This is a genomic window from Amycolatopsis sp. 3B14, from assembly GCF_050958625.1.
Lineage (GTDB): Bacteria > Actinomycetota > Actinomycetes > Mycobacteriales > Pseudonocardiaceae > Amycolatopsis_E > Amycolatopsis_E thermoflava.
In genome coordinates this window covers 14,813-32,984 of the sequence record NZ_JBHZEN010000115.1, presented here as the reverse complement: position 1 = coordinate 32,984, position 18,172 = coordinate 14,813, and the positions used below count along the sequence as shown (strand labels likewise).

The window sequence follows — 18,172 nt, the reverse complement described above, 5'->3', positions numbered from 1 at the left end:
AGGGACAGCCGCGCGCGGTCGCCAGGCTGATCTCGCTGGTCGAGGACGCGCACCCGCGCCTGCGAGAGGTGGCCGCGGCGCTCACGCCGCACACCGGCCGGGCGCGGGTGATCGGCCTGACCGGGCCGCCCGGGGTCGGCAAGTCGACTTCGACGTCCATGCTGCTGTCCGCGTTGCGCGCGGAGGGCAAGCGGGTCGGGGTGCTGGCGATCGACCCGTCGTCGCCGTTCTCCGGCGGGGCGCTGCTCGGCGACCGGATCCGGATGACCGAGCACGCCACCGATCCGGGCGTGTTCATCCGCTCGATGGCCACCCGCGGCCACCTGGGCGGCCTGTCCTGGGCGACGCCGCAGGCGGTGCGGGTCCTCGACGCCGCCGGGTTCGACGTCGTCCTGATCGAGACCGTCGGGGTCGGTCAGTCCGAAGTGGACGTCGTGAAGCTGGCCGACACCACCGTGGTGCTGCTCGCGCCCGGGCTCGGCGACGGGATCCAGGCGGCCAAGGCCGGGGTGCTGGAGATCGCCGACGTGTTCGTGGTCAACAAGGCCGACCGCGACGGCGCGGAGACCGTGGTGCGCGACCTGAAGCAGATGATCGCCTACGCGCGGCGGGAGATCCGCGGCGAGAGCTGGCGACAGCCGATCGTGCGGACGGTCGCCGCGCGCGGCGAAGGCGCGCAGGACCTGGTCAAGGCGCTGTCCGAGCACCACGACTGGCTGGTTTCACACGGGGAGCTGGAGCGCCGCCGCGCCGAACGGGCCGCGGACGAGGTGGCGGCCATCGCGCTGCGCGAGCTGCAGGCGCGGCTGACCGACCTGCACGGCGGCGGGCACCTGCCCGCGGTGGCGAAGAAGGTCGTCGAGCGCGAGCTGGACCCGTACGCCGCGGCCGACGAGCTGCTCGCGGCACTGCGCACCGGCCGCGGGTGACTCAGGCGCGCAGGCCGTCCACCAGCGCCTCCACCGCCGGGCCGAACGCGTGCTCGGCCGGGGTCGCGTAGCCGATCACCAGTCCGCCGGGGCCGGTGCCCGTCCAGTAGCGGCTCAGGTAGTCCACCGCCACCGATCGCGCGCGCAGCGCCCGCAGCACGGCGGCTTCGTCGGGCACGCGGAGCACCAGGTGCAGTCCCGCGGAGATGCCTTCCGGCACGAACCCCGGCGGCAGCGCGGCGATCAGCCGGTCGCGTCGGCGGCGGTAGGCGACCCGGCGCTGCCGGACGTGCCGGTCGTACGCGCCGGAGTTCAGCAGGTCGGCCAGGGCCAGGTGGTCGATCACCGGGGCGCGCCAGCCCAGCGCCGTCATCGTGTCGAGCACCGGCCCGACCAGGCGCCGCGGCAGCACCAGCCAGCCGATCCGCAGCGAGGGCGCGAGCGTCTTGCTGACCCCGCCCGCGTAGATGATCCGCTCCGGCGCCAGCGACTGCACCGCACCGACCGGCTGGCGGTCGAACCGGAACTCGCCGTCGTAGTCGTCCTCGATCACCAGGCCGCCCGCGGCCGCCCAGCAGGCCAGCGCTGAGCGGCGTTCCGGGGCGAGCGTGACCCCGAGCGGGTACTGGTGCGCCGCGGTCACGACGGCGACCGGACTGTCCAGTTCGGACACCCGGATGCCACGCTCGTCCACCGGCACCGTCACGATCTTCGCGCCGGCCCTGGCCGCGCCGTCGCGGAACTCCGGCAGCGACGGGTCTTCGAAGGCGATCTCGTCGAACAGGTGCCCGAGCACGCTGATCGCGTGGGAGTAGCCGCCGCACACCACGATCCGGTCCGGGTCCGCCAGCACGCCGCGGCTGCGCGCCAGGTACCGGGCCAGAGCTTCGCGCAGCACGGCGGGCCCGGCCGGGTCGCCGTAGTCGAACGACCCGGCGGGCAGCGATTGCAGGACCCGGCGCATGGCGGACGCCCACGCCGCGCGGGGGAACGACGACAGGTCGGGCCGGCCGGGGAACAGGTCCCAGCGCGCGTCCCGGAACCAGGCGGACGTGGGCGGCCCGGACTTCTCGCGGGGTTCCGCGGACGGCCGCGGGCCGGCCGCGACGCGGGTCGGCGCGCCCTGGCCGGTGCGCAGGTACCCCTCGGCGGTCAGGTCGCCGTAGACGCGGGTGACGGTCCCGCGGGCGATCCCGAGGTCGGCCGCGAGCGCTCGCGTCGAGGGCAGTGCGGTGCCGGGCGCGAGGCGCCCTTCACGGATGGCGCGGCGCAGCGCGTCCGCCAGCCCGCGCCTGCCCGCGGACGGCGACCAGTCGAGGTGGAGGTCGGAACTGGACCACGAACGCGCCACAGAACTGGACCATACCCGTGTGCCAGCGGCGGATAGCGTGGTCGTCATGACCAAGCGAATCCAGTTGTCCGCCGCGCTGCCCGAGGCCTACAAGTCGATACTCCACCTGCACACCGTCGTCGAGAAGGCGGCCGCGAACGCGGGGCTCGACCAGCGGCTCATCGAGCTGGTGAAGATCCGCGCGTCGATGCTCAACGGGTGCGCCTACTGCCTCGACCGGCACGCCAGGGACGCCCGCAAGCTGGGGGAGAGCGAGCGGCGGATCCTCATGCTCGGCGCCTGGTGGGAGACCGACCTCTACACCGAGCAGGAACGGGCCGCGCTCGCGCTGACCGACGCGATGACCCGGCTGCCGCAGAACCAGGACGTGCCCGACGACGTCTACCAGCAGGCGACCAGCGTGTTCACCGAAGAGCAGTACGTCGCGGTCGCGTGGGCGGCGACGGTGATCAACGCGTTCAACCGGCTCGGGGTCACCAGCCACAAGCCGCTCCCGGCGGACCCCAAGTGAGCGCCGAGGCGCTGCGGGCGCTGCACGTCCCGGGGAAGCCGCTGCTCCTGCCGAACGCGTGGGACGCCGACACCGCGCGGCTGGTCGAGGAGGCCGGCTTCCCGGTGGTGGCGACGTCGTCGGTCGCCGTCGCCGCCGCGCTGGGCTACCCGGACGGCGAGCAGGCGCCCGCCGAGGAGATGTTCGCCGCCGCCACGCGCATCGCGCGGGCGGTCTCGGTGCCGGTGACGGTGGACGCCGAGAGCGGCTACGGGCTGTCCGGACCGGAGTTCGCCGAGCGGCTGCTTGCCACCGGCGCGGTCGGCTGCAACTACGAGGACACCGACCACGCAGGCGGCGGTCTGCGGCCGGTCGAGGAGCAGGCGGCCCGGCTGGCGGCGGTGCGTGGGGCCGCGGGCCGGGACCTGGTGATCAACGCCCGCATCGACGTGTTCCTGCGCGCCTCGGACCCGCGTGCCGTGCTGCCGGAGGCGGTCGACCGCGCGCGGGCCTACCTCGACGCCGGTGCGGACTGCGTGTATCCGATCCTGCTGCGCGACCGCGAGGTGCTGGCCGAGTTCGTGCGGGCGGTGAGCCCGGCCGCGGTCAACGCCAACGGTCCCGTCGCCGAACTGGCCGAGCTGGGCGTCGCGCGGATCTCGCTCGGCGCCGGCCTGTGGCGGGCCGCCCGCGGGTGGCTGGCCGAGCACCTGAAGACGCTGCGGTGAAACCGGGGAGGTGCGTACCCCCAGGGCGCACCTCCCCGGCCCCCTCAGCAGGACTGCTTGTAGAAGTACTGGCTGTTGGCGTCCATGTTCGCCTTCGTGATGGAGTGCAGCGGCGCCGTCAGGTTGCGCGTCACCGGCTTGCCCTCCAGCGCGGCGACCGCCTGCTGCACGCCCTGCTGCCCGATCATCGCCGGGTCCTGCGCGATCAGCGCCTGGTACTCGCCGTTGCGCAGACCCTCCACTTCGGACGGGCTGGCGTCGAAGCCGACCAGCTGGACCTGGCCCACCTTGCCTGCGTTGCGCAGGCCGGTCGCCGCGCCCTCGCCGGTGTTCAGGTTCGTCGCGAAGATCCCCACCAGGTCCGGGGTCGACGCGAGGGCCGCGGTCACCTTCGACGCGGCCTGCTCCGGCTCGTTCTGGGTGAACTGGATGCCGACCGACTTGAGGTTCGGGTACTTCTTCAGCTGCTCCTCGAACCCGGCGGCGCGCGCGTTCGTGGTCGAGGTGCCCGCGATGGTGTCCAGCACCAGCACCGAACCGGACTTCCCGCCAGCCAGCTGCGCCAGCGTGTCCGCCGCGAGCTGACCGCCCGCCGTGTTGTCCGAGGAGATCGAGGACTGCGCCACGCTGGTGTCCTTCAGCGACGTGTCGACCTCGACGATCTTCACCCCGCGCGAGGCGACCTGCTGGATCGGCGCGAGCATCGCCGTGTCGTCGGTCGGCGCGATGAGCAGCGCGGCAGGCGGGTTCGAACCCAGCGCGTTGACCTTCTCCGTCTGCAGCGCCGCGTCGAACTTCTGCGGCGCCGAGGTGTCCAGCGTGTAGCCGAGCTTCTGCGCCTCGGCCTGCGCGCCGCACTGCATCGAGATGTAGAACGGCTCGGCCTGCACACCCGGGATGAGCGTGAGCCGCTTGCTGTTCTCCGGCGCCGCGCCCCCGGAGCCGCCGACCTGGCCCGACCCGCAGGCCGCCAGCAGCACCGCGGTCGCCGCCAGTCCGGCGATCTGCACCAACTTCATCCGATCCCTCTCCCTACCTCGTCGTACGGGTTTCAGCGGGAATTGCGCGCCCGGCGGCGCCGTTGGTCGAACCACACCGCGGCCACCAGCACCGCACCGACCGCGATCATCTGCCAGAAGTCCTGGACGTGCGTGATGTTGAAGCCCTTCTTCAGCACCGCCGGGATGAACACCCCGATCACCGTGCCCAGCACCGACCCGACGCCGCCGAACAGGCTCGTCCCGCCCATCACGGTCGCCGCGATCGCGTTGAGGTTGTCGTTGGTGTGCGCGGTGATCGTGGTCGAGGCGTAGTAGGCCAGCGACAGGAAACCCGCCACCCCGGCCAGGAACCCGGTCAGCAGGTACACCTTGAGCAGGTGCGCGGTCACCCCGATCCCGGCCCGGCGCGCGGCCTCGGCGTTCGAGCCGACCGCGTAGGTGTAGCGGCCGAAGCGGGTGGTGTGCAGCAGCCACGCGCCGATCAACGTGATCACCGCGGCGACCAGCACCAGGTTCGGGACGCCGCCGAACGAGGTGCCGTAGCCGAGCGTGCGGTTGAGCGTGGCAGGCACGCTGCGCACGTCGGAGCCGCCGTTGAGCAGGTACGCCGCACCCAGCGCGGCGCCCATCGAGCCGAGCGTGACGATCAGCGGCGGGATCTTCGCGACCGCGATGAGGAACCCGTTGATCAGCCCCCACGCCGTGCCGGCCAGCACCGCCGCGACCAGGCCGACGGTGATCACGCCCCAGCCGGCCGTGCTCGCGTTGCCGCCGGAGAGCGCCTCCATCGTCTTGCCGCACACCATGCCGGCGAAGATCAGCACCGAGCCGACGGACAGGTCGATGCCGGAGGTGATGATCACGAACGTCATCCCGACCGACAGCACCAGCAGCACCGACGTCTCGATCAGCAGCGTCTGGAACGTGAACACGGTGGCGAACTCGTTCGGCGCCAGCACCGTGAACACCGCGATCAGCGCGAGCAGCACCAACGCGATCCAGAAGGTGTTGGCGCCGATCAGCCGCTGTCCCAGGGACCGCTTGCCGATCCCGCCGCTCACCTCGGTCTGGACCGCCGTGCTCACGCCGCCTCCTCGTGGGTCAGTGCGCCGGTCATCGCCGCCACCAGGTCCTCGAGCTTGGTCTCCGACGCCACGAACCGGGCCACGCGCGTGCCTAGCCGCAGCACCTCCACCCGGTCGGCTACGGACAGCACCTCGGGCATGTTGTGGCTGATCAGCACCACCGCGATGCCCTCGTCGCGGACCCGCCGGATGACGTCCAGCACCCGCTCCCGCTGCACCACGCCGAGCGCGGCGGTCGGCTCGTCCATGAACACGACCTTCGACGCCCATACCACCGACCGCGCCACCGCGACGCTCTGCCGCTGCCCGCCGGACAGCGAGCCGATCGGCACGTCCGTGCTTTGCAGCGACACGCCCAGCCGGTCGAACTCCTCGACCGCGCGCCGCCGCATCTCGGCCTTGTCTAGCATGCCGAGCCTGCCGAGGACGCCCTTGCGGCGGATCTCCCGGCCGAGGAACAGGTTCGCCGCCGGATCGAGCTCCGGGGCGACCGCGAGGTCCTGGTACACCGTCTCGATGCCAAGGCGCCGCGCGGTCACCGGCGAGTCGAGCGACACCGTCCTGCCGTCCAGCCGGATCTCGCCGGAGGTCGGCTGCTCCGCACCGGACAGGCACTTGACGAGGGTGGACTTCCCCGCGCCGTTGTCGCCGATCAGTGCGGTCACCTCACCCGCGCGGGCCTGGAAGGAGGCGCCGCGCAGGGCCTCCACCGAGCCGTAGTGCTTGACCAGGTTCCGCGCGTCGAGCAGGACGGTGTCGTTCATCAGCGCGCTCCGGGGGCCGGGGGACGGCAGCGGATGACGGTCAGGTCGCCAGCTAGTTCGAGCTGCCCGGCGGCGTGCGGGACGACCAGCGTCTCGCCCTTGGCCACGGCGATCTCGCCGCCGCGCTCGGTGCGCAGCGTGCCCTGCCCGTCGAGCGCCACGAACACGGCGAACGACGGGTCGAGCGCGAGCGCGGGGGACGGGCGCAGCTGGTCGGCGCGGAAGAACTCCGCCGAACCAGCCGCTAGCAGGTCCACAATGGACCCCGGCTCGTCGGCGGTGTGCTTGACGATGCCCGCCAGCCGTTCGTTGTCCCAGCCGGACGTGTCGAGCGCCTGCAACGCGGTGTCGAACCCGAGGCCGAGGTGTCCCTTGTCCGGGTCGTCCAGGAAGTTGCGCCACTCGATGGTCAGCGAGAAGTCGGTGGGCTGCTGCAGTTCGACGACGAACACGCCCGCGCCGATCGCGTGCGGCAGTCCGGCCGGGATGTAGACCGTGTCACCGGGGCGGACCGCGACGCTGTTCAGCGCGCCGAGCATCGCGTCGGTGTCCTGGTCGCGCACCCAGCCGTCGACGGTGGCGGGGCTGACCGTCTCGCGGAAGCCGGGGTAGACGCGCGGGTCGTCGCCGCTGGTGCCGACCACGATCCAGGCCTCGGTCTTGCCGAAGTGCGAGTCGAAGTGCTTGCGCGCGAAGGCGTCGGTGGGGTGGAAGTGCACCGGCAGCCGCTGGCCGGCGTCGAGCAGCTTGACCAGCAGCGCGGTGGAGTCGCGGAACGCCGCGACGTGCTCGGCGCCGAGCCAGGCCTGGGGGTCGTCGCGGACGGCGTCGCGCAGCCAGCGGCCGTCCGGCAGCCGGGTCAGCCCGGACTCCTCCTGGCCGAAGCGTGTGGTGGTCGAGGCGACCCAGTCTTCCGGGCCGAACGCGGAGTCCTGTTCGGACACTCCGCGCAGCGCGGCGATCGCCGCGCCACCACGGTAGAACTGGGCGGGCTGGTTGGCCGGGAGCTTGATCGGGGCGGTCACGGGGCCACCTCACCGGAGCCGCGGGGAACGAGGTGCACGGGCAGGACAACCTTTCTCGGTGCGGAGGCATCGCCGTTGATGCGGGCGAACAACAGCTCGGCCGCCGCCGACCCGAGACGGCTCACGTCGTGCGCGACGACGGTCACCGGCGGGTCGAGCAGGTCGGCGAGTTCGAAGTCGTCGAAACCGACGACGGCGGGGCGCGGCGTGACGTGGGCCAGCGCCCGCAGCAGGTGGACGGTGACGCGGTTGTTGCCCGCGATGATCGCGGTGGCCGGGTCCGGACCGGCGAGGAGGCGGGCGACCGCGTCGGCGACGCTCTGCCTGGTCGGCGGGCGCAGGATGGCCAGCCGCTCGTCGAAGCGGACCCCGGCGCGGGCGCACCCCTCGCGGTAGCCGCGCAGGCGTTCGGCGGCGGTGTAGATGTCCGGCCGGTCGCCGAGGAACGCGATCCGGCGGTGCCCCTGCCGGGCCAGGTGGGCGACCGCTTCGACGGTGCCGCCCAGGTTGTCGACCAGCACGGTGTCGGCGGCGATGTCCCCGGCCGGGCGGTCCACGAACACCACCGGCGTACCCGCGCGCATCTCCGGCAGCAGGTAGCCGTGCTGGGTGCCGGCCGGGACGATGAGCAGCCCGTCGACCCGGCGGGAGCAGAATTCGAGGGCCAGCTCGCGTTCGCGGTCGGAGTCCTCCTCCGACGAGCCGGACAGCACGTGCCTGCCGAACGCGGTGGCGACCTTCTCGGCCGCGCGGGTGAGCTCGGAGTAGAACGGGTTGCCCACGTCCTCGACGACCAGGCCGATGGTGCCGGTGGTCGAGCCGCGGCGCAGGTTGCGGGCGCCCAGGTTGCGCCGGAAGCCGAGCTGGTCGATGGCGGCCAGGACGCGTTCGGCGGTCTCCGGGTGCACCGCGGGCTCGTCGTTGACCACGCGCGAGACCGTCTTGATGCTCACCCCGGCCAGACGGGCGACGTCGTTCATCGTGGCGCGCCGCGACGCCTTCCCCGGACCCGACGACAACGTTGTCATAGCGGGTGGATTTCACACCACCCGGCGGCGGTGTGTCAACCGCCGCCCGGCTGGTCACCGCTCCATCGCCGACTGCCCCGGACCAGGCGTGCCTTCGACGGGACCGGCGCTCGTGGACCCGCGGACGTCGTGGCCGACGGCCCGGCCCAGCGAGATCCGCTCGGCGGTGATCGGGTACACCGGCCTGCCGTTGATCTCGCCGGGGATCGAGTAGCCCACCGGGATGCCGGCCCGCTCGGCCACCTCGACCGTGGTGTCCGCGGGCCGGGCCGGAACGGGGTGTCCTTGCGCCGGAGCACCAGCGCGCGGCACTCGTGGTCAGCAGGCGGTAGAAGACCGTCGTGCCGAGCACGCCGGGGGACCGCGCCGTCCGGGAGCGCCGGTTTGGGCTGGTTCGTCCACCGCATCGGGATGTCGCGGATTTCGAGGTCGCCGAACCAGATCGAGTCCAGGATCCCGACGTGGATAGTGACCGGCCGGTTGCCGGCGTAACCCGAAGCCGTGGCGAGGGAGCGCAGGCCCAGTTCGTCGGCCACCGGCTGGTCCAGGTCGAGCGTGCCGTAGGTGTCGAGGAGGAACCGGCGGGGCTCGCCGCCGTTGAGGGACGCTTCGACGGTCGGCAGCGGATCGGTTGCGTGATCTGGCGTTGTCGGAGTTTCTCGGGCAGGCGTCGATCGCGTTCGCCGTGGTGGTGCTGCCGGCCGCGGTCCTCGGCTGGCTGGTGGCCGGGCGGGTGCTGCGCCCGATCCGGGCCATCTCGGCGACCGCGCGGCGCCTGTCCGCGGAGAACCTCGCCGAACGCGTCCCGGTCACCGCGCCCCCGGACGAGCTCGCGACCCTGGCCGCCACCGTCAACGACATGCTGGACCGCATCCAGCAGGGCATCGCCGAGCGCGACCGCGTGCTGCGCAGCCAGCGCATGTTCACCGCCAACGCCGCGCACGAACTGCGCACCCCGCTGACCACCGTCCGCGCCGCGATCGACGTCACACTGGACGGCGAACCGACGCGGGCCGAGCTGCTGGCCATGACCTGCGACATCGCGACCGCGATCGAGCACAGCCGGCGCACCCTCGACGGTCTGCTCGCGCTGGCATGCAGCCAGACCGGCGCGCTCACCCGGCAGCGCGTGGATCTCGTCGCCGCCGCGCTCGACGGCGTGGCGCAGCAGGTCGTCGCGCGCGCGTTGGTCCTGCGGACCGGGCTGCGGCCCGCGGTCACCGGCGGCGAACCCGTGCTGCTGGAACGGATGGCGGGCAACCTCGTCGACAACGCGGTGCGCTACAACCGTCCCGGCGGCCTGATCGACGTGGCCACCGGCAGCACCGACGGCCAGGTGTTCCTGCGGATCTCGAACACCGGGGCCGCGGTGCCGGGCGACGTGCAGCGGTTGTTGGAACCGTTCGTCCGTGGCGCGGGCGCCCGCGTGCGCTCGGAATCCGGCACGGGGCTCGGATTGTCGATCGTGCACGCCGTCGCCACCGCCCACCACGGGCACGTGTCGATCGCGCCCCGCGCGCAGGTGGACTGGACGTGACCGGGTGGCTACCCGGATCCTCTGTGGACGGCGGCTCGTGATGATGATCACGACCCCCGAGGTACCCGTGAGGACCATCACGCCTCACACTGGGTACCGAAACGTCCGACAGCGTGGTTGACGTAGACCGGAGTCGGACGTTTTCTCATGTGCTTCTCACAAGGAGGAAAGCAGTGACCAGCAAGGCCGCTCTCGTGTTCCGCGTGGCCGCCGTCGCCGAGGCGCTGTCCTGGGCGGGTTTGCTGATCGGGATGTTCCTGAAGTACGTCGTCGACGCCCCGAACGAGGGCGGCGTGCCGGTGCTCGGCATGGTGCACGGCGTCGTCTTCGTCGTGTACCTGGTCGTCACCCTGGCCGTGTTCAAGCCGCTCGGCTGGCGTCCGAAGACCGTGGTGACCGCGCTGCTGGCGAGCATCCCGCCGCTGTTCACCTGGTGGTTCGAGACCTGGGCCCTGCGCACCGGCAAGCTGGACGGCCCGGAGCGCCTCACCCACGGCGGCACCGGCCTGATCGTCCGCGACACCGTCTCCGCCTGATCTTCACCACGAAGCGCCGCCGCCACGACCTGTGGCGGCGGCGCTTCGTGCTGTCACGGGTTCTTGTCGAGCGCGGCCGCCGAGCGGACGAGCGCGGCGACCGCCGGTGAGCGGCTGCTCGCCGGCCAGGCGAGCATGGTCGTGACTTCCGGTGCGTCGACAACGGGCACCGCCACGTGCTCCGGCCACTGCCACGCCCGGCTGGACGCGGGGATGACGAGCAGCGTCCGTCCCAGTGCCACGAGCTGGGCCAGCTGCGACTGCGTGCGCACCTCCGGGCCGGGGCCGGGCGGATAGGTGCCGTCGAGCCGGGGCCACCGCGCGATCGGCAGGTCCGGGACGTCGCTGACTTCAGCGAGTGTGAGTTGTTCGCGGGCCGCGAGCGGGTGCGCCGCGGGCAGGATCGCGACCTGGCCTTCGACGATTAGGTCCTCGGTGTCGAAGCCGGCGAGATCGTCGAACGGGCGGTGCATGATCGCCACGTCGGCCTGCCCGTCGCGCAGCAACCCGGCCTGCTCGCCCACTTCGCACAGGAGGACTTCGACCGGCGGTGCGCCCGGTTCGGCCGCGACGGCGTCGAGGAGTCGCTGCAGGAGTTCGTGTGACGCCCCGGCTTTCGTCACGAGCACCAGCGGCCGTTTCGGGTCGGCGGCGCGGCGCGTCCGGCGCGCGGCGGCCGTGACCGCGTCGAGGGCCACCTTGGCCTCGCGCAGCAGCACCCGGCCGGGTTCGGTCAGCGCCACCCCGCGGCGGTCACGGTCGAGCAGCCGGACGCCGAGCCGCTGTTCCAGCTGCCGGATGGCGCGGGAGAGCGGCGGCTGCGCGATCCCGAGCCGCTCCGCGGCACGGCCGAAGTGCAGCTCCTCCGCGACGGTGACGAAGTAGCGGAGCTCGCGGGTTTCCAGATCACGCACGGTTTCGATCCTACGCGGTGATACCTCCTGGGTATCACAGCGTAGCGAGCTGATCTTGGACAGCGCGTTCCCGCGAGCCGAGCATGGGCCGCGTGAACGACACGAAGATCGCGCTGGTCACCGGCGCGAACAAGGGAATCGGTTACGCCATCGCGCAGGGGCTCGGCGCGATCGGCTACACGGTCGCCGTCGGGGCGCGCGACGACGCCCGCCGTGAGGAGGCCGTCGAGCGGCTGCGCGCCACGGGCGCCGACGCGTTCGGGGTGGCCCTCGACGTCACCTCCGACGACAGCGTCGCGGCGGCCGCGGCGACGATCGATCGCACAGCCGGACGGCTCGACGTCCTGGTCAACAACGCGGGCATCGGCGGCCGGACCGACGGCGGCGCGCAGGATCCGACCACACTGGACCTCGACGTCGTCCGGGCCGTCCTCGACACCAACGTGTTCGGCGTCGTCCGGGTGACGAACGCGATGCTCCCGCTGCTGCGCCGCGCCGACTCCCCGCGCATCGTCAACATGTCCAGCAACATGGGTTCGCTCGCCCTGCGGACCGGCCCGGTCATGGCCGCATACGCGCCGTCGAAGTCGATGCTCAACAGCATCACCGTGCAGTACGCCCGCGCGCTCGCCGACACGAACGTCATCGTGAACGCCGCCTGCCCCGGTTACGTCGCGACCGACTTCACCGGCTTCGCCGCGCCCCGGACTCCCGAGCAGGGCGCGGCCATCGCGATCCGGCTCGCCACCCTGCCCGACGACGGGCCACGCGGCGGCTTCTTCGACGACGACGGCGTCATCCCCTGGTGAGGCGGACTCCCCGCGCCGCACCTCGCGGCGCGGGGGGCGCCGTCTCAGAACAGGGCCGACGCCAGGTTCCGCCGGGCCGCCGCGACGCGCTCGTCGGCCGGGTCGAACAGGTCGAACAGGCCGACCAGGTGCTCGCGGACGCGGTTGCGGTCCGGGCTGGCCGTGCGGCGCACGGCCTCGATGAGCCGGGAGAACCCGTCCTCGACCTTGCCCGTCGCCACCTCGTAGTCGGCGGCCGCGAACTGGGCGTCCAGATCGTCCGGGGACGCGTCGGCACGCGTGACGGCCGACGGGTCGGCCTCGGCGGCGCGGGCGGCGAACCGGACCTGCGCCAGACCGGCCTTGGCCAGCTCGTTGGCCGGCTCGACGTCCAGGATCCGCTGGTAGGCGGCCTCGGCGGCGGCGAAGTCACCGCGCTCGAACGCGGCTTCGGCCTCGGTGAAGCGCGGGTCCTCGGGCTCCTCCGCGCCGTCCGCGCCGGACGGCGGGATGCCCGGCAGCTTGCCCTTCAGCGCCTCCAGCAGCTGGTCCAGCCACTGCCGGATCTCCGGCTCCGGCAGCGCGCCGGAGAACGCGTTGACCGGCTGCCCGCCTGCGATCGCCACGACCGTCGGGATCGACTGGACCCCGAAGACCTGCGCGATGCGCGGGTTGGCGTCGACGTCGACCTTCGCCAGCACCCAGGCCCCGCCGGACTGCTCGGCCAGGCGCTCCAGCACCGGGCTCAGCTGCTTGCACGGCCCGCACCAGTCGGCCCACAGGTCCACCACGACGAGCTGCTGCAGCGACCGCTCGACCACCTCGGCCTGGAACGTGGCCTCGGTGACGTCGATGACCGCGGCGCTCGCGCCGCCGCCCCCGGCCGGTGCGCCGCTCGACGGCGGCGGGGCGTTGCGCTGGGCCTCGGCCCTGGCCTTGAGCGCGGACAGATCCACCGCGCCGGACAGCGCGGCGGACATGGCGGCTGACTTCGCTGCTGATGCGCGTGGATTTGTCACGCTTCCATCCTGGCATGTACTGTCCGGCGTTTCACCGGAGGTGCTCCTCCAACCGCTCCACTTTCGCCTCCAGCTGACCGCTGTCGAAGCCCGGCCGGATGTCCGCCTTGAGCACGAGCGACACCCGGGCGGCACCCTCGCCGGCCGCTTCCACCGCCCGCTTCACCACGTCCATGACCTCGTCCCAGGACCCCTCGACGTTGGTGAACATCGCGTTCGTGGAGTTCGGCAGGCCCGAGTCGCGGACGACCCGCACCGCCCTGGCGACCGCTTCGCTGACTCCGCCGTCCGGGTCACCGCCGGACGGGCTCACGCTGAAGGCGACGATCATCGGCTCTCCTCACACTTGCGACACTTTGCGCACTACCCTGCCCCCTCGGTCAAGAACCCGCTGGTAGCTTCCCTGCCATGAACCGCCCGCTGCCTTTCGACCCGATCGCCCGCGCCGCGCAGCTGTGGGAGGACCGGATCGGGCCGTCCGCGACGATGGCGGCGGTCACCGGCGTGATGCGCGTGCAGCAGATCGTCCAGTCGGCCGTCGACGGCGCGCTCAAACCGCACGGCCTCACCTTCGCGCGGTACGAGGCGCTCGTGCTGCTGTCGTTCGCGCGCCGCGGTGCGCTGCCGATGCGGGTCATGGGCGAGCGCCTCCAGCTGCACCCGACCAGCGTGACCAACATCGTGGACCGGCTGGAGAAGGACGGGCTGGTCAAGCGGGTGCCGCACCCGACCGACCGGCGCACCACGCTGGTGGAGATCACCGACGACGGTCACGCCCGCCTGGAAGAGGCGACGAAGGCGGTCACCTCGATCGACTTCGGGCTCGTCGGCCTCACGCCGAAGCAGACCGAGCAGCTGTCCGAGCTGCTCACCAAGGTCCGCAAGGCGACCGGCGACTTCATGGGCTGACTCAGCCGTACTGGGTGCTGCACGGGCCGGAACCCTGCAGGTAGCCGGTGCGCATGGCCTCGACGCGGTTGAACCCGCTGGCCGCGGGCTTGCCGTCCACGTCGGCCGCGACCAGCGAGTCCGGCCGCAGCAGGTCCGAGATCGCCTCGTCCAGGTCGCCGGCCGACAGCCGCATCTGCTGCCCCTCCTGCGCGGCCACCGCGGCCCACGCGCCGACCAGGCACGCGGTCCGCAACCCGGCGTTCGCGTTGTCCAGGGAAGCGCCGACACCCTTCTGGATGCCCATCGCGTACCGGGACGCGACTTCGGAGAACGCCGCGAAGTCGCCGTGCCCGCCGCTGCTGGACCCGGTGAACTCGCCCTCCTGGTCCACCGGCTGACCCAGTTCGGCCAGCGCGGTGAGGTCGATCCGCACCGTGTTGTCGCTCGTGCAGTAGGTGGCGGGCGGGGTGGCCGAGCCGTTGGGGCAGGACGCGCCGTCGTCGACGATCTCCGGCGCCTGCACCTTGGCGCCCGCGAACGCCCGGTCGAGGCTGTCCTTCAGCAGGCCGATCGCCTCCTGATCGACCTCGATGTCGCCGTCCCGGTCGCCGGAGTCGAAGGGCCGCTCGGTGAGCCGCGGCTGGATGCTGTCCAGGGTCATCGCGGCGCACTCCGTCGGCCCCTGCTCGAACCCGATCTGGAACGCGTAGGTCCGGTCGAACCCGGTGCCGTGCGCGGAGCGGTCGGTCGCCGAGGTGCCCGCGCTGTCCCGCACCAGGAACAGCGACGACAACGCGGAGTTCAGCCCGTCGGAGGTGGACACGGCGAAGTACTTGCTCTTGCCCTCGGCGACCCAGCGGTAGTAGGCGCCGGTGAAGCAGTCGGCCTGCTGCTCCTTCACGATCGTGGGCGTGTTGCGGCTGATGCCCGCCTTGTCGCCGAGCCGGTACTGCACGGCGTGGCCGAACTCGTGCGCCAGCACGGTCACCACCGACAGCGGGCCGAACTGGTCCATCATGGTCGGCAGCAGCACGCCGCGGTCCCACGCCACGGAGTCGTCGACGCTGCAGTAGAAGGCGTTCGCGTTGCCCTTCGTGTCGCCGCAGCCGTTCTCCTGGTTCTCGCCGTCGGAGTCGTAGGACAGCAGCGACTTCACCGGCTCGAACTTGACGTCGAAGTTGCCCGGCAGCGCGTCGGACCAGTAGTCCTCGACGTCGGCGATGGTGGCGACGGCCACCCGGTCCGCCTCGTCGCTGCTGACGTTGGTCACGTCGAGGTCCGGCTCCGGCGCGGCCGGCTTGAGACCGCTCTCGAAGTGGGTGATCGGCAGCCCGGCGACGTCACCCTCGGAAACCGGGGCGGACTTCCCGTCGCTGCAACCGGCCAGTCCCAGCGCCAGCACCCCGCTCAGCGCCACCAGCGATCGCCGCACCCCAGCCCCCTCGATGTTCGTCACGCTTGTCGCAGCGCACCTTACCGATATCGTCGATCCCCATGAGAGCAATCCGCCGGTTCACCGTCCGCGCGAGCCTGCCCGAGCCGCTGGCCGGGTTGCGCGCGCTGGCCACCAACCTGCGCTGGACGTGGCACCCGCCGACCCGTGACCTGTTCGCGTCGATGGACGACGAGCTGTTCCGGCGCGTGCGGGACCCGCTCCGGATGCTCACCGCGGTGTCGCCGGCGCGGTTGACGGAGCTGGCCGGTGACGAGGACTTCCTCGCCAGGGTCCACGCGATGAGCGACGACCTGGAGCGCTACCTGACCGAGGACCGGTGGTACCAGCAGCGCCCGCAGGGGGAGCGGGCGCCGGCCGCGATCGCGTACTTCTCGATGGAGTTCGGGGTGCACGAGGCGCTGCCGAACTACTCGGGCGGCCTCGGCGTGCTCGCCGGCGACCACCTCAAGGCGGCCTCCGACCTGGGGGTGCCGCTGATCGGGGTCGGCCCGCTCTACCGGTCGGGGTACTTCCGGCAGTCGTTGTCGCTGGACGGCTGGCAGGTCGAGCACTACCCGGTGATCGAGCCGAGCGCGCTGCCGCTGGAGCTGCTGACCGGTGAGGACTCCGAGCCGGTGCTGGTGCACGTCGCCATGCCGGGCGGGCGCGACCTCTACGCGCAGGTGTGGCAGGCACAGGTCGGGCGCGTGCCGTTGCTGCTGCTGGACACCGACGTCGAGGCCAACGACGAGGACCTGCGCCGGGTCACCGACCGGCTCTACGGCGGCGACGCCGACCACCGCATCCGGCAGGAGATCCTGGCGGGCATCGGCGGCATGCGCGCGGTGCGGCGCTACTGCGAGTTGACCGGTCACCCGCAGCCGGAGGTGTTCCACACCAACGAGGGGCACGCCGGGTTCCTCGGCCTGGAGCGCGCCCGCGAGGTGATCGACGAGCAGGGCCTGGCGTTCGACGAGGCGTTGTCCGCGGTGCGCGCCGGCACCGTGTTCACCACGCACACCCCGGTGCCCGCGGGCATCGACCGGTTCCCGGTGGACCTGGTGCAGCACTACTTCGGCGACGGACGGCTGCTGCCGGGGCTGGAGCTGCAGCGGATCCTCGCGCTGGGCGCCGAGGACAACCCGGGCATGTTCAACATGGCGCACATGGGCCTGCGGCTGGCGCAGCGGTCCAACGGCGTGTCCCAGCTGCACGGGCGCGTGTCGCGGCGCATGTTCGCGCGGCTGTGGCCGGGCTTCGACGACGCCGAGGTGCCGATTTCGTCGGTCACCAACGGCGTGCACGGGCCGACCTGGGTGGCGCGCGAGCTGACCGCGCTGCTCGGCGGCAAGCACAAGGCGTGGGGGCACGACGGCAAGCTGCCCAGCCAGATGGGTGTGTCCGACGAGGAACTGTGGGCGCTGCGGCGGGACCTGCGGCAGAAGCTCGTGCTCGAAGTGCGGCGGCGGGTGCGCAACGCGTGGCTGCAGCGCGGCGCGTCGGCGCTGGAGCTGGGCTGGGTGAACCAGGTGTTCGACCCGGACGTGCTGACCGTCGGGTTCGCCCGCCGCGTGCCGACGTACAAGCGGCTGACGCTGATGCTGCGCGACCCGGAACGGCTGCGCGCGCTGCTGCTGGATGAGGAACGTCCGATGCAGATCGTCGTCGCCGGCAAGTCGCACCCGGCCGACGAGGGCGGCAAGGCGCTGATCCAGCAGGTCGTGCGGTTCGTGGACGACCCCGCGGTGCGTCGACGAATGGTGTTCCTGCCCGACTACGACATGTCGATGGCGCGCTACCTCTACCGCGGCTGCGACGTGTGGCTGAACAACCCGACCCGGCCGCTGGAGGCGTGCGGCACGTCGGGCATGAAGTCGGCGCTCAACGGCGGGCTCAATCTGTCCATCAAGGACGGTTGGTGGGACGAGTGCTACGACGGCAGCAACGGCTGGGCCATCCCGACCGCGGACGGCGTGACCGACCCGCTGCGCCGGGACGAGCTCGAGTCGGCCGCGTTGTACGACCTGCTGGGCCAGCAGGTGGCGCCGCTGTTCTACGAGCGGGACGACGCGGGCGTGCCGCGCGGGTGGATGTCGATGGTGTGGCACACGCTCGACGAGCTGGGGCCGCGGGTGCAGGCGTCGCGGATGGTGCGCGAGTACGTGGAGACGGCCTACCACCCGGCAGCCGTGACCAGCGCGGCGGCGAGCGCCGACGGCTACGCGGGCGCGCGGTCGCTGGCGGAGTACCGACGGCGGGTCGACGCGGTGTGGCGGCAGGTGCGGGTGCTGGACACGGAGCTGACGGTGGAGGCGCAGGAGCGCCTGGTGGTCGGCGACGAGGTCCGCGTGCGGGCGAAGGTGGACCTGGCCGGGCTGGCGCCGTCCGAAGTGGAGGTCCAGACGGTTGTCGGCCGCGTTGGTGACACCGACGAACTGGCGGAGCCCATGACGGTGCGGATGGAGCCGTCCCAGGAGGGCGAGTACACCGCGACGCTGCGGCTGCCCCGGGCCGGCTCCCTCGGCTACACCGTGCGGATCCTGCCGCGGCACGACCTCCTGGCGACGCCTGCCGAGCTGGGCAAGGTGGTGCTCGCCTGAGCGCAGGACTCGCGCGGGCTGGCGCGAGTCCTGCGTTCCTGGGCGCGAGTT

General features: G+C 72.4%; 19 protein-coding genes and 1 pseudogene. 8 read left to right on the top strand and 12 right to left on the bottom strand.

Annotated features, from left to right (window positions below):
- Positions 1-929 (top strand): methylmalonyl Co-A mutase-associated GTPase MeaB (gene meaB, locus ACCP09_RS39635; protein WP_433754220.1); only part of this gene is annotated, 929 nt, incomplete at its 5' end.
- A 1-nt stretch (position 930) separates the two neighbouring features.
- On the opposite strand, the gene ACCP09_RS39630 is transcribed toward meaB, so the two are convergent.
- Positions 931-2,280, bottom strand: a complete 1,350-nt coding sequence (locus ACCP09_RS39630; RefSeq protein ID WP_433754218.1) for a PLP-dependent aminotransferase family protein — start codon at positions 2,278-2,280, stop codon at positions 931-933.
- Between the two features lie 46 nt (positions 2,281-2,326).
- Between ACCP09_RS39630 and ACCP09_RS39625 the strand changes: the two genes are divergently transcribed.
- Together ACCP09_RS39625 and ACCP09_RS39620 are read left to right on the top strand one after the other, a co-directional pair.
- Positions 2,327-2,791 carry a carboxymuconolactone decarboxylase family protein gene (locus ACCP09_RS39625; RefSeq protein WP_123685086.1) on the top strand — a complete coding sequence of 155 codons (465 nt, stop codon included), beginning with the start codon at positions 2,327-2,329 and terminating at the stop codon, positions 2,789-2,791.
- Positions 2,788-3,498, top strand: coding sequence for an isocitrate lyase/PEP mutase family protein (locus ACCP09_RS39620; protein ID WP_433754215.1), 711 nt, complete (start codon positions 2,788-2,790; stop codon positions 3,496-3,498). The genes ACCP09_RS39625 and ACCP09_RS39620 overlap by 4 nt, the downstream gene beginning before the upstream one ends.
- 44 nt (positions 3,499-3,542) lie before the next feature.
- On the opposite strand, the gene ACCP09_RS39615 is transcribed toward ACCP09_RS39620, so the two are convergent.
- The 7 genes and pseudogenes from ACCP09_RS39615 to ACCP09_RS39585 all read right to left on the bottom strand — a co-directional run.
- Positions 3,543-4,517 (bottom strand): ABC transporter substrate-binding protein, encoded by a 975-nt coding sequence (locus tag ACCP09_RS39615; RefSeq protein ID WP_378335667.1) that lies wholly within the window; start codon positions 4,515-4,517, stop codon positions 3,543-3,545.
- Positions 4,518-4,549: 32 nt separating this feature from the next.
- On the bottom strand, positions 4,550-5,584 hold the full coding sequence (locus ACCP09_RS39610) for an ABC transporter permease (RefSeq protein WP_400989534.1): 1,035 nt from the start codon (positions 5,582-5,584) through the stop codon (positions 4,550-4,552).
- Entirely contained in the window at positions 5,581-6,348 is a 768-nt protein-coding gene (locus ACCP09_RS39605; protein WP_027934381.1) for an ATP-binding cassette domain-containing protein, read from the bottom strand. Before ACCP09_RS39605 ends, ACCP09_RS39610 begins: the two co-directional genes overlap by 4 nt.
- A complete protein-coding gene (locus tag ACCP09_RS39600; RefSeq protein ID WP_433754212.1) occupies positions 6,348-7,373 on the bottom strand; it encodes a class I mannose-6-phosphate isomerase in 1,026 nt (341 codons plus the stop codon). Before ACCP09_RS39600 ends, ACCP09_RS39605 begins: the two co-directional genes overlap by 1 nt.
- On the bottom strand, positions 7,370-8,353 hold the full coding sequence (locus tag ACCP09_RS39595; RefSeq protein ID WP_433754222.1) for a LacI family DNA-binding transcriptional regulator: 984 nt from the start codon (positions 8,351-8,353) through the stop codon (positions 7,370-7,372). The genes ACCP09_RS39600 and ACCP09_RS39595 overlap by 4 nt, the downstream gene beginning before the upstream one ends.
- A 102-nt stretch (positions 8,354-8,455) precedes the next feature.
- Positions 8,456-8,644: a hypothetical protein gene (locus ACCP09_RS39590; protein ID WP_433754210.1), complete on the bottom strand. Its 189-nt coding sequence runs from the start codon at positions 8,642-8,644 to the stop codon at positions 8,456-8,458.
- A gap of 170 nt (positions 8,645-8,814) precedes the next feature.
- Positions 8,815-9,024 (bottom strand): annotated as a pseudogene (locus ACCP09_RS39585) (aspartyl protease family protein); the annotation flags it as partial.
- Positions 9,025-9,047: 23 nt separating this feature from the next.
- On the opposite strand from ACCP09_RS39585, the gene ACCP09_RS39580 reads away from it, so the two are divergent.
- Both ACCP09_RS39580 and ACCP09_RS39575 read left to right on the top strand, forming a co-directional pair.
- The gene (locus ACCP09_RS39580; RefSeq protein ID WP_433754208.1) at positions 9,048-9,938 is read left to right on the top strand and encodes a sensor histidine kinase; all 891 of its coding nucleotides are present in this window, start codon (positions 9,048-9,050) and stop codon (positions 9,936-9,938) included.
- A gap of 173 nt (positions 9,939-10,111) precedes the next feature.
- Positions 10,112-10,474 carry a DUF3817 domain-containing protein gene (locus ACCP09_RS39575; RefSeq protein ID WP_017984468.1) on the top strand — a complete coding sequence of 121 codons (363 nt, stop codon included), beginning with the start codon at positions 10,112-10,114 and terminating at the stop codon, positions 10,472-10,474.
- Positions 10,475-10,527: 53 nt separating this feature from the next.
- Here ACCP09_RS39575 and ACCP09_RS39570 read toward each other — a convergent pair whose 3' ends face one another.
- Positions 10,528-11,388 carry a LysR family transcriptional regulator gene (locus ACCP09_RS39570; RefSeq protein WP_433754206.1) on the bottom strand — a complete coding sequence of 287 codons (861 nt, stop codon included), beginning with the start codon at positions 11,386-11,388 and terminating at the stop codon, positions 10,528-10,530.
- An 83-nt stretch (positions 11,389-11,471) separates the two neighbouring features.
- On the opposite strand from ACCP09_RS39570, the gene ACCP09_RS39565 reads away from it, so the two are divergent.
- Positions 11,472-12,197: an SDR family oxidoreductase gene (locus tag ACCP09_RS39565; RefSeq protein WP_433754204.1), complete on the top strand. Its 726-nt coding sequence runs from the start codon at positions 11,472-11,474 to the stop codon at positions 12,195-12,197.
- A 44-nt stretch (positions 12,198-12,241) separates the two neighbouring features.
- On the opposite strand, the gene ACCP09_RS39560 is transcribed toward ACCP09_RS39565, so the two are convergent.
- Complete coding sequence (locus ACCP09_RS39560; protein ID WP_433754202.1) at positions 12,242-13,156, bottom strand: tetratricopeptide repeat protein; 915 nt, start codon at positions 13,154-13,156, stop codon at positions 12,242-12,244.
- Positions 13,157-13,226: 70 nt separating this feature from the next.
- On the bottom strand, positions 13,227-13,526 hold the full coding sequence (locus tag ACCP09_RS39555) for a thiamine-binding protein (RefSeq protein ID WP_017984465.1): 300 nt from the start codon (positions 13,524-13,526) through the stop codon (positions 13,227-13,229).
- Between the two features lie 77 nt (positions 13,527-13,603).
- Between ACCP09_RS39555 and ACCP09_RS39550 the strand changes: the two genes are divergently transcribed.
- Positions 13,604-14,104, top strand: coding sequence for a MarR family winged helix-turn-helix transcriptional regulator (locus tag ACCP09_RS39550; RefSeq protein ID WP_017984464.1), 501 nt, complete (start codon positions 13,604-13,606; stop codon positions 14,102-14,104).
- A gap of 1 nt (position 14,105) precedes the next feature.
- Here ACCP09_RS39550 and ACCP09_RS39545 read toward each other — a convergent pair whose 3' ends face one another.
- The gene (locus tag ACCP09_RS39545) at positions 14,106-15,542 is read right to left on the bottom strand and encodes a neutral zinc metallopeptidase (RefSeq protein ID WP_400989543.1); all 1,437 of its coding nucleotides are present in this window, start codon (positions 15,540-15,542) and stop codon (positions 14,106-14,108) included.
- A gap of 38 nt (positions 15,543-15,580) precedes the next feature.
- Between ACCP09_RS39545 and glgP the strand changes: the two genes are divergently transcribed.
- The gene (gene glgP / locus ACCP09_RS39540) at positions 15,581-18,121 is read left to right on the top strand and encodes an alpha-glucan family phosphorylase (RefSeq protein WP_027934389.1); all 2,541 of its coding nucleotides are present in this window, start codon (positions 15,581-15,583) and stop codon (positions 18,119-18,121) included.
- The last annotated feature ends 51 nt before the right edge of the window (positions 18,122-18,172 follow it).

Coding starts and splice junctions, on each gene's coding strand:
- ACCP09_RS39625 (WP_123685086.1), top strand. CDS start 2,327: ATGACCAAGCGAATCCAGTTGTCCGCCGCGCTGCCCGAGGCCTACAAG.
- ACCP09_RS39615 (WP_378335667.1), bottom strand. CDS start 4,517: ATGAAGTTGGTGCAGATCGCCGGACTGGCGGCGACCGCGGTGCTGCTG.
- ACCP09_RS39605 (WP_027934381.1), bottom strand. CDS start 6,348: ATGAACGACACCGTCCTGCTCGACGCGCGGAACCTGGTCAAGCACTAC.
- ACCP09_RS39595 (WP_433754222.1), bottom strand. CDS start 8,353: ATGAACGACGTCGCCCGTCTGGCCGGGGTGAGCATCAAGACGGTCTCG.
- ACCP09_RS39565 (WP_433754204.1), top strand. CDS start 11,472: ATGGGCCGCGTGAACGACACGAAGATCGCGCTGGTCACCGGCGCGAAC.
- ACCP09_RS39560 (WP_433754202.1), bottom strand. CDS start 13,156: ATGTCCGCCGCGCTGTCCGGCGCGGTGGATCTGTCCGCGCTCAAGGCC.
- ACCP09_RS39555 (WP_017984465.1), bottom strand. CDS start 13,526: ATGATCGTCGCCTTCAGCGTGAGCCCGTCCGGCGGTGACCCGGACGGC.
- ACCP09_RS39550 (WP_017984464.1), top strand. CDS start 13,604: ATGAACCGCCCGCTGCCTTTCGACCCGATCGCCCGCGCCGCGCAGCTG.
- glgP (WP_027934389.1), top strand. CDS start 15,581: ATGAGAGCAATCCGCCGGTTCACCGTCCGCGCGAGCCTGCCCGAGCCG.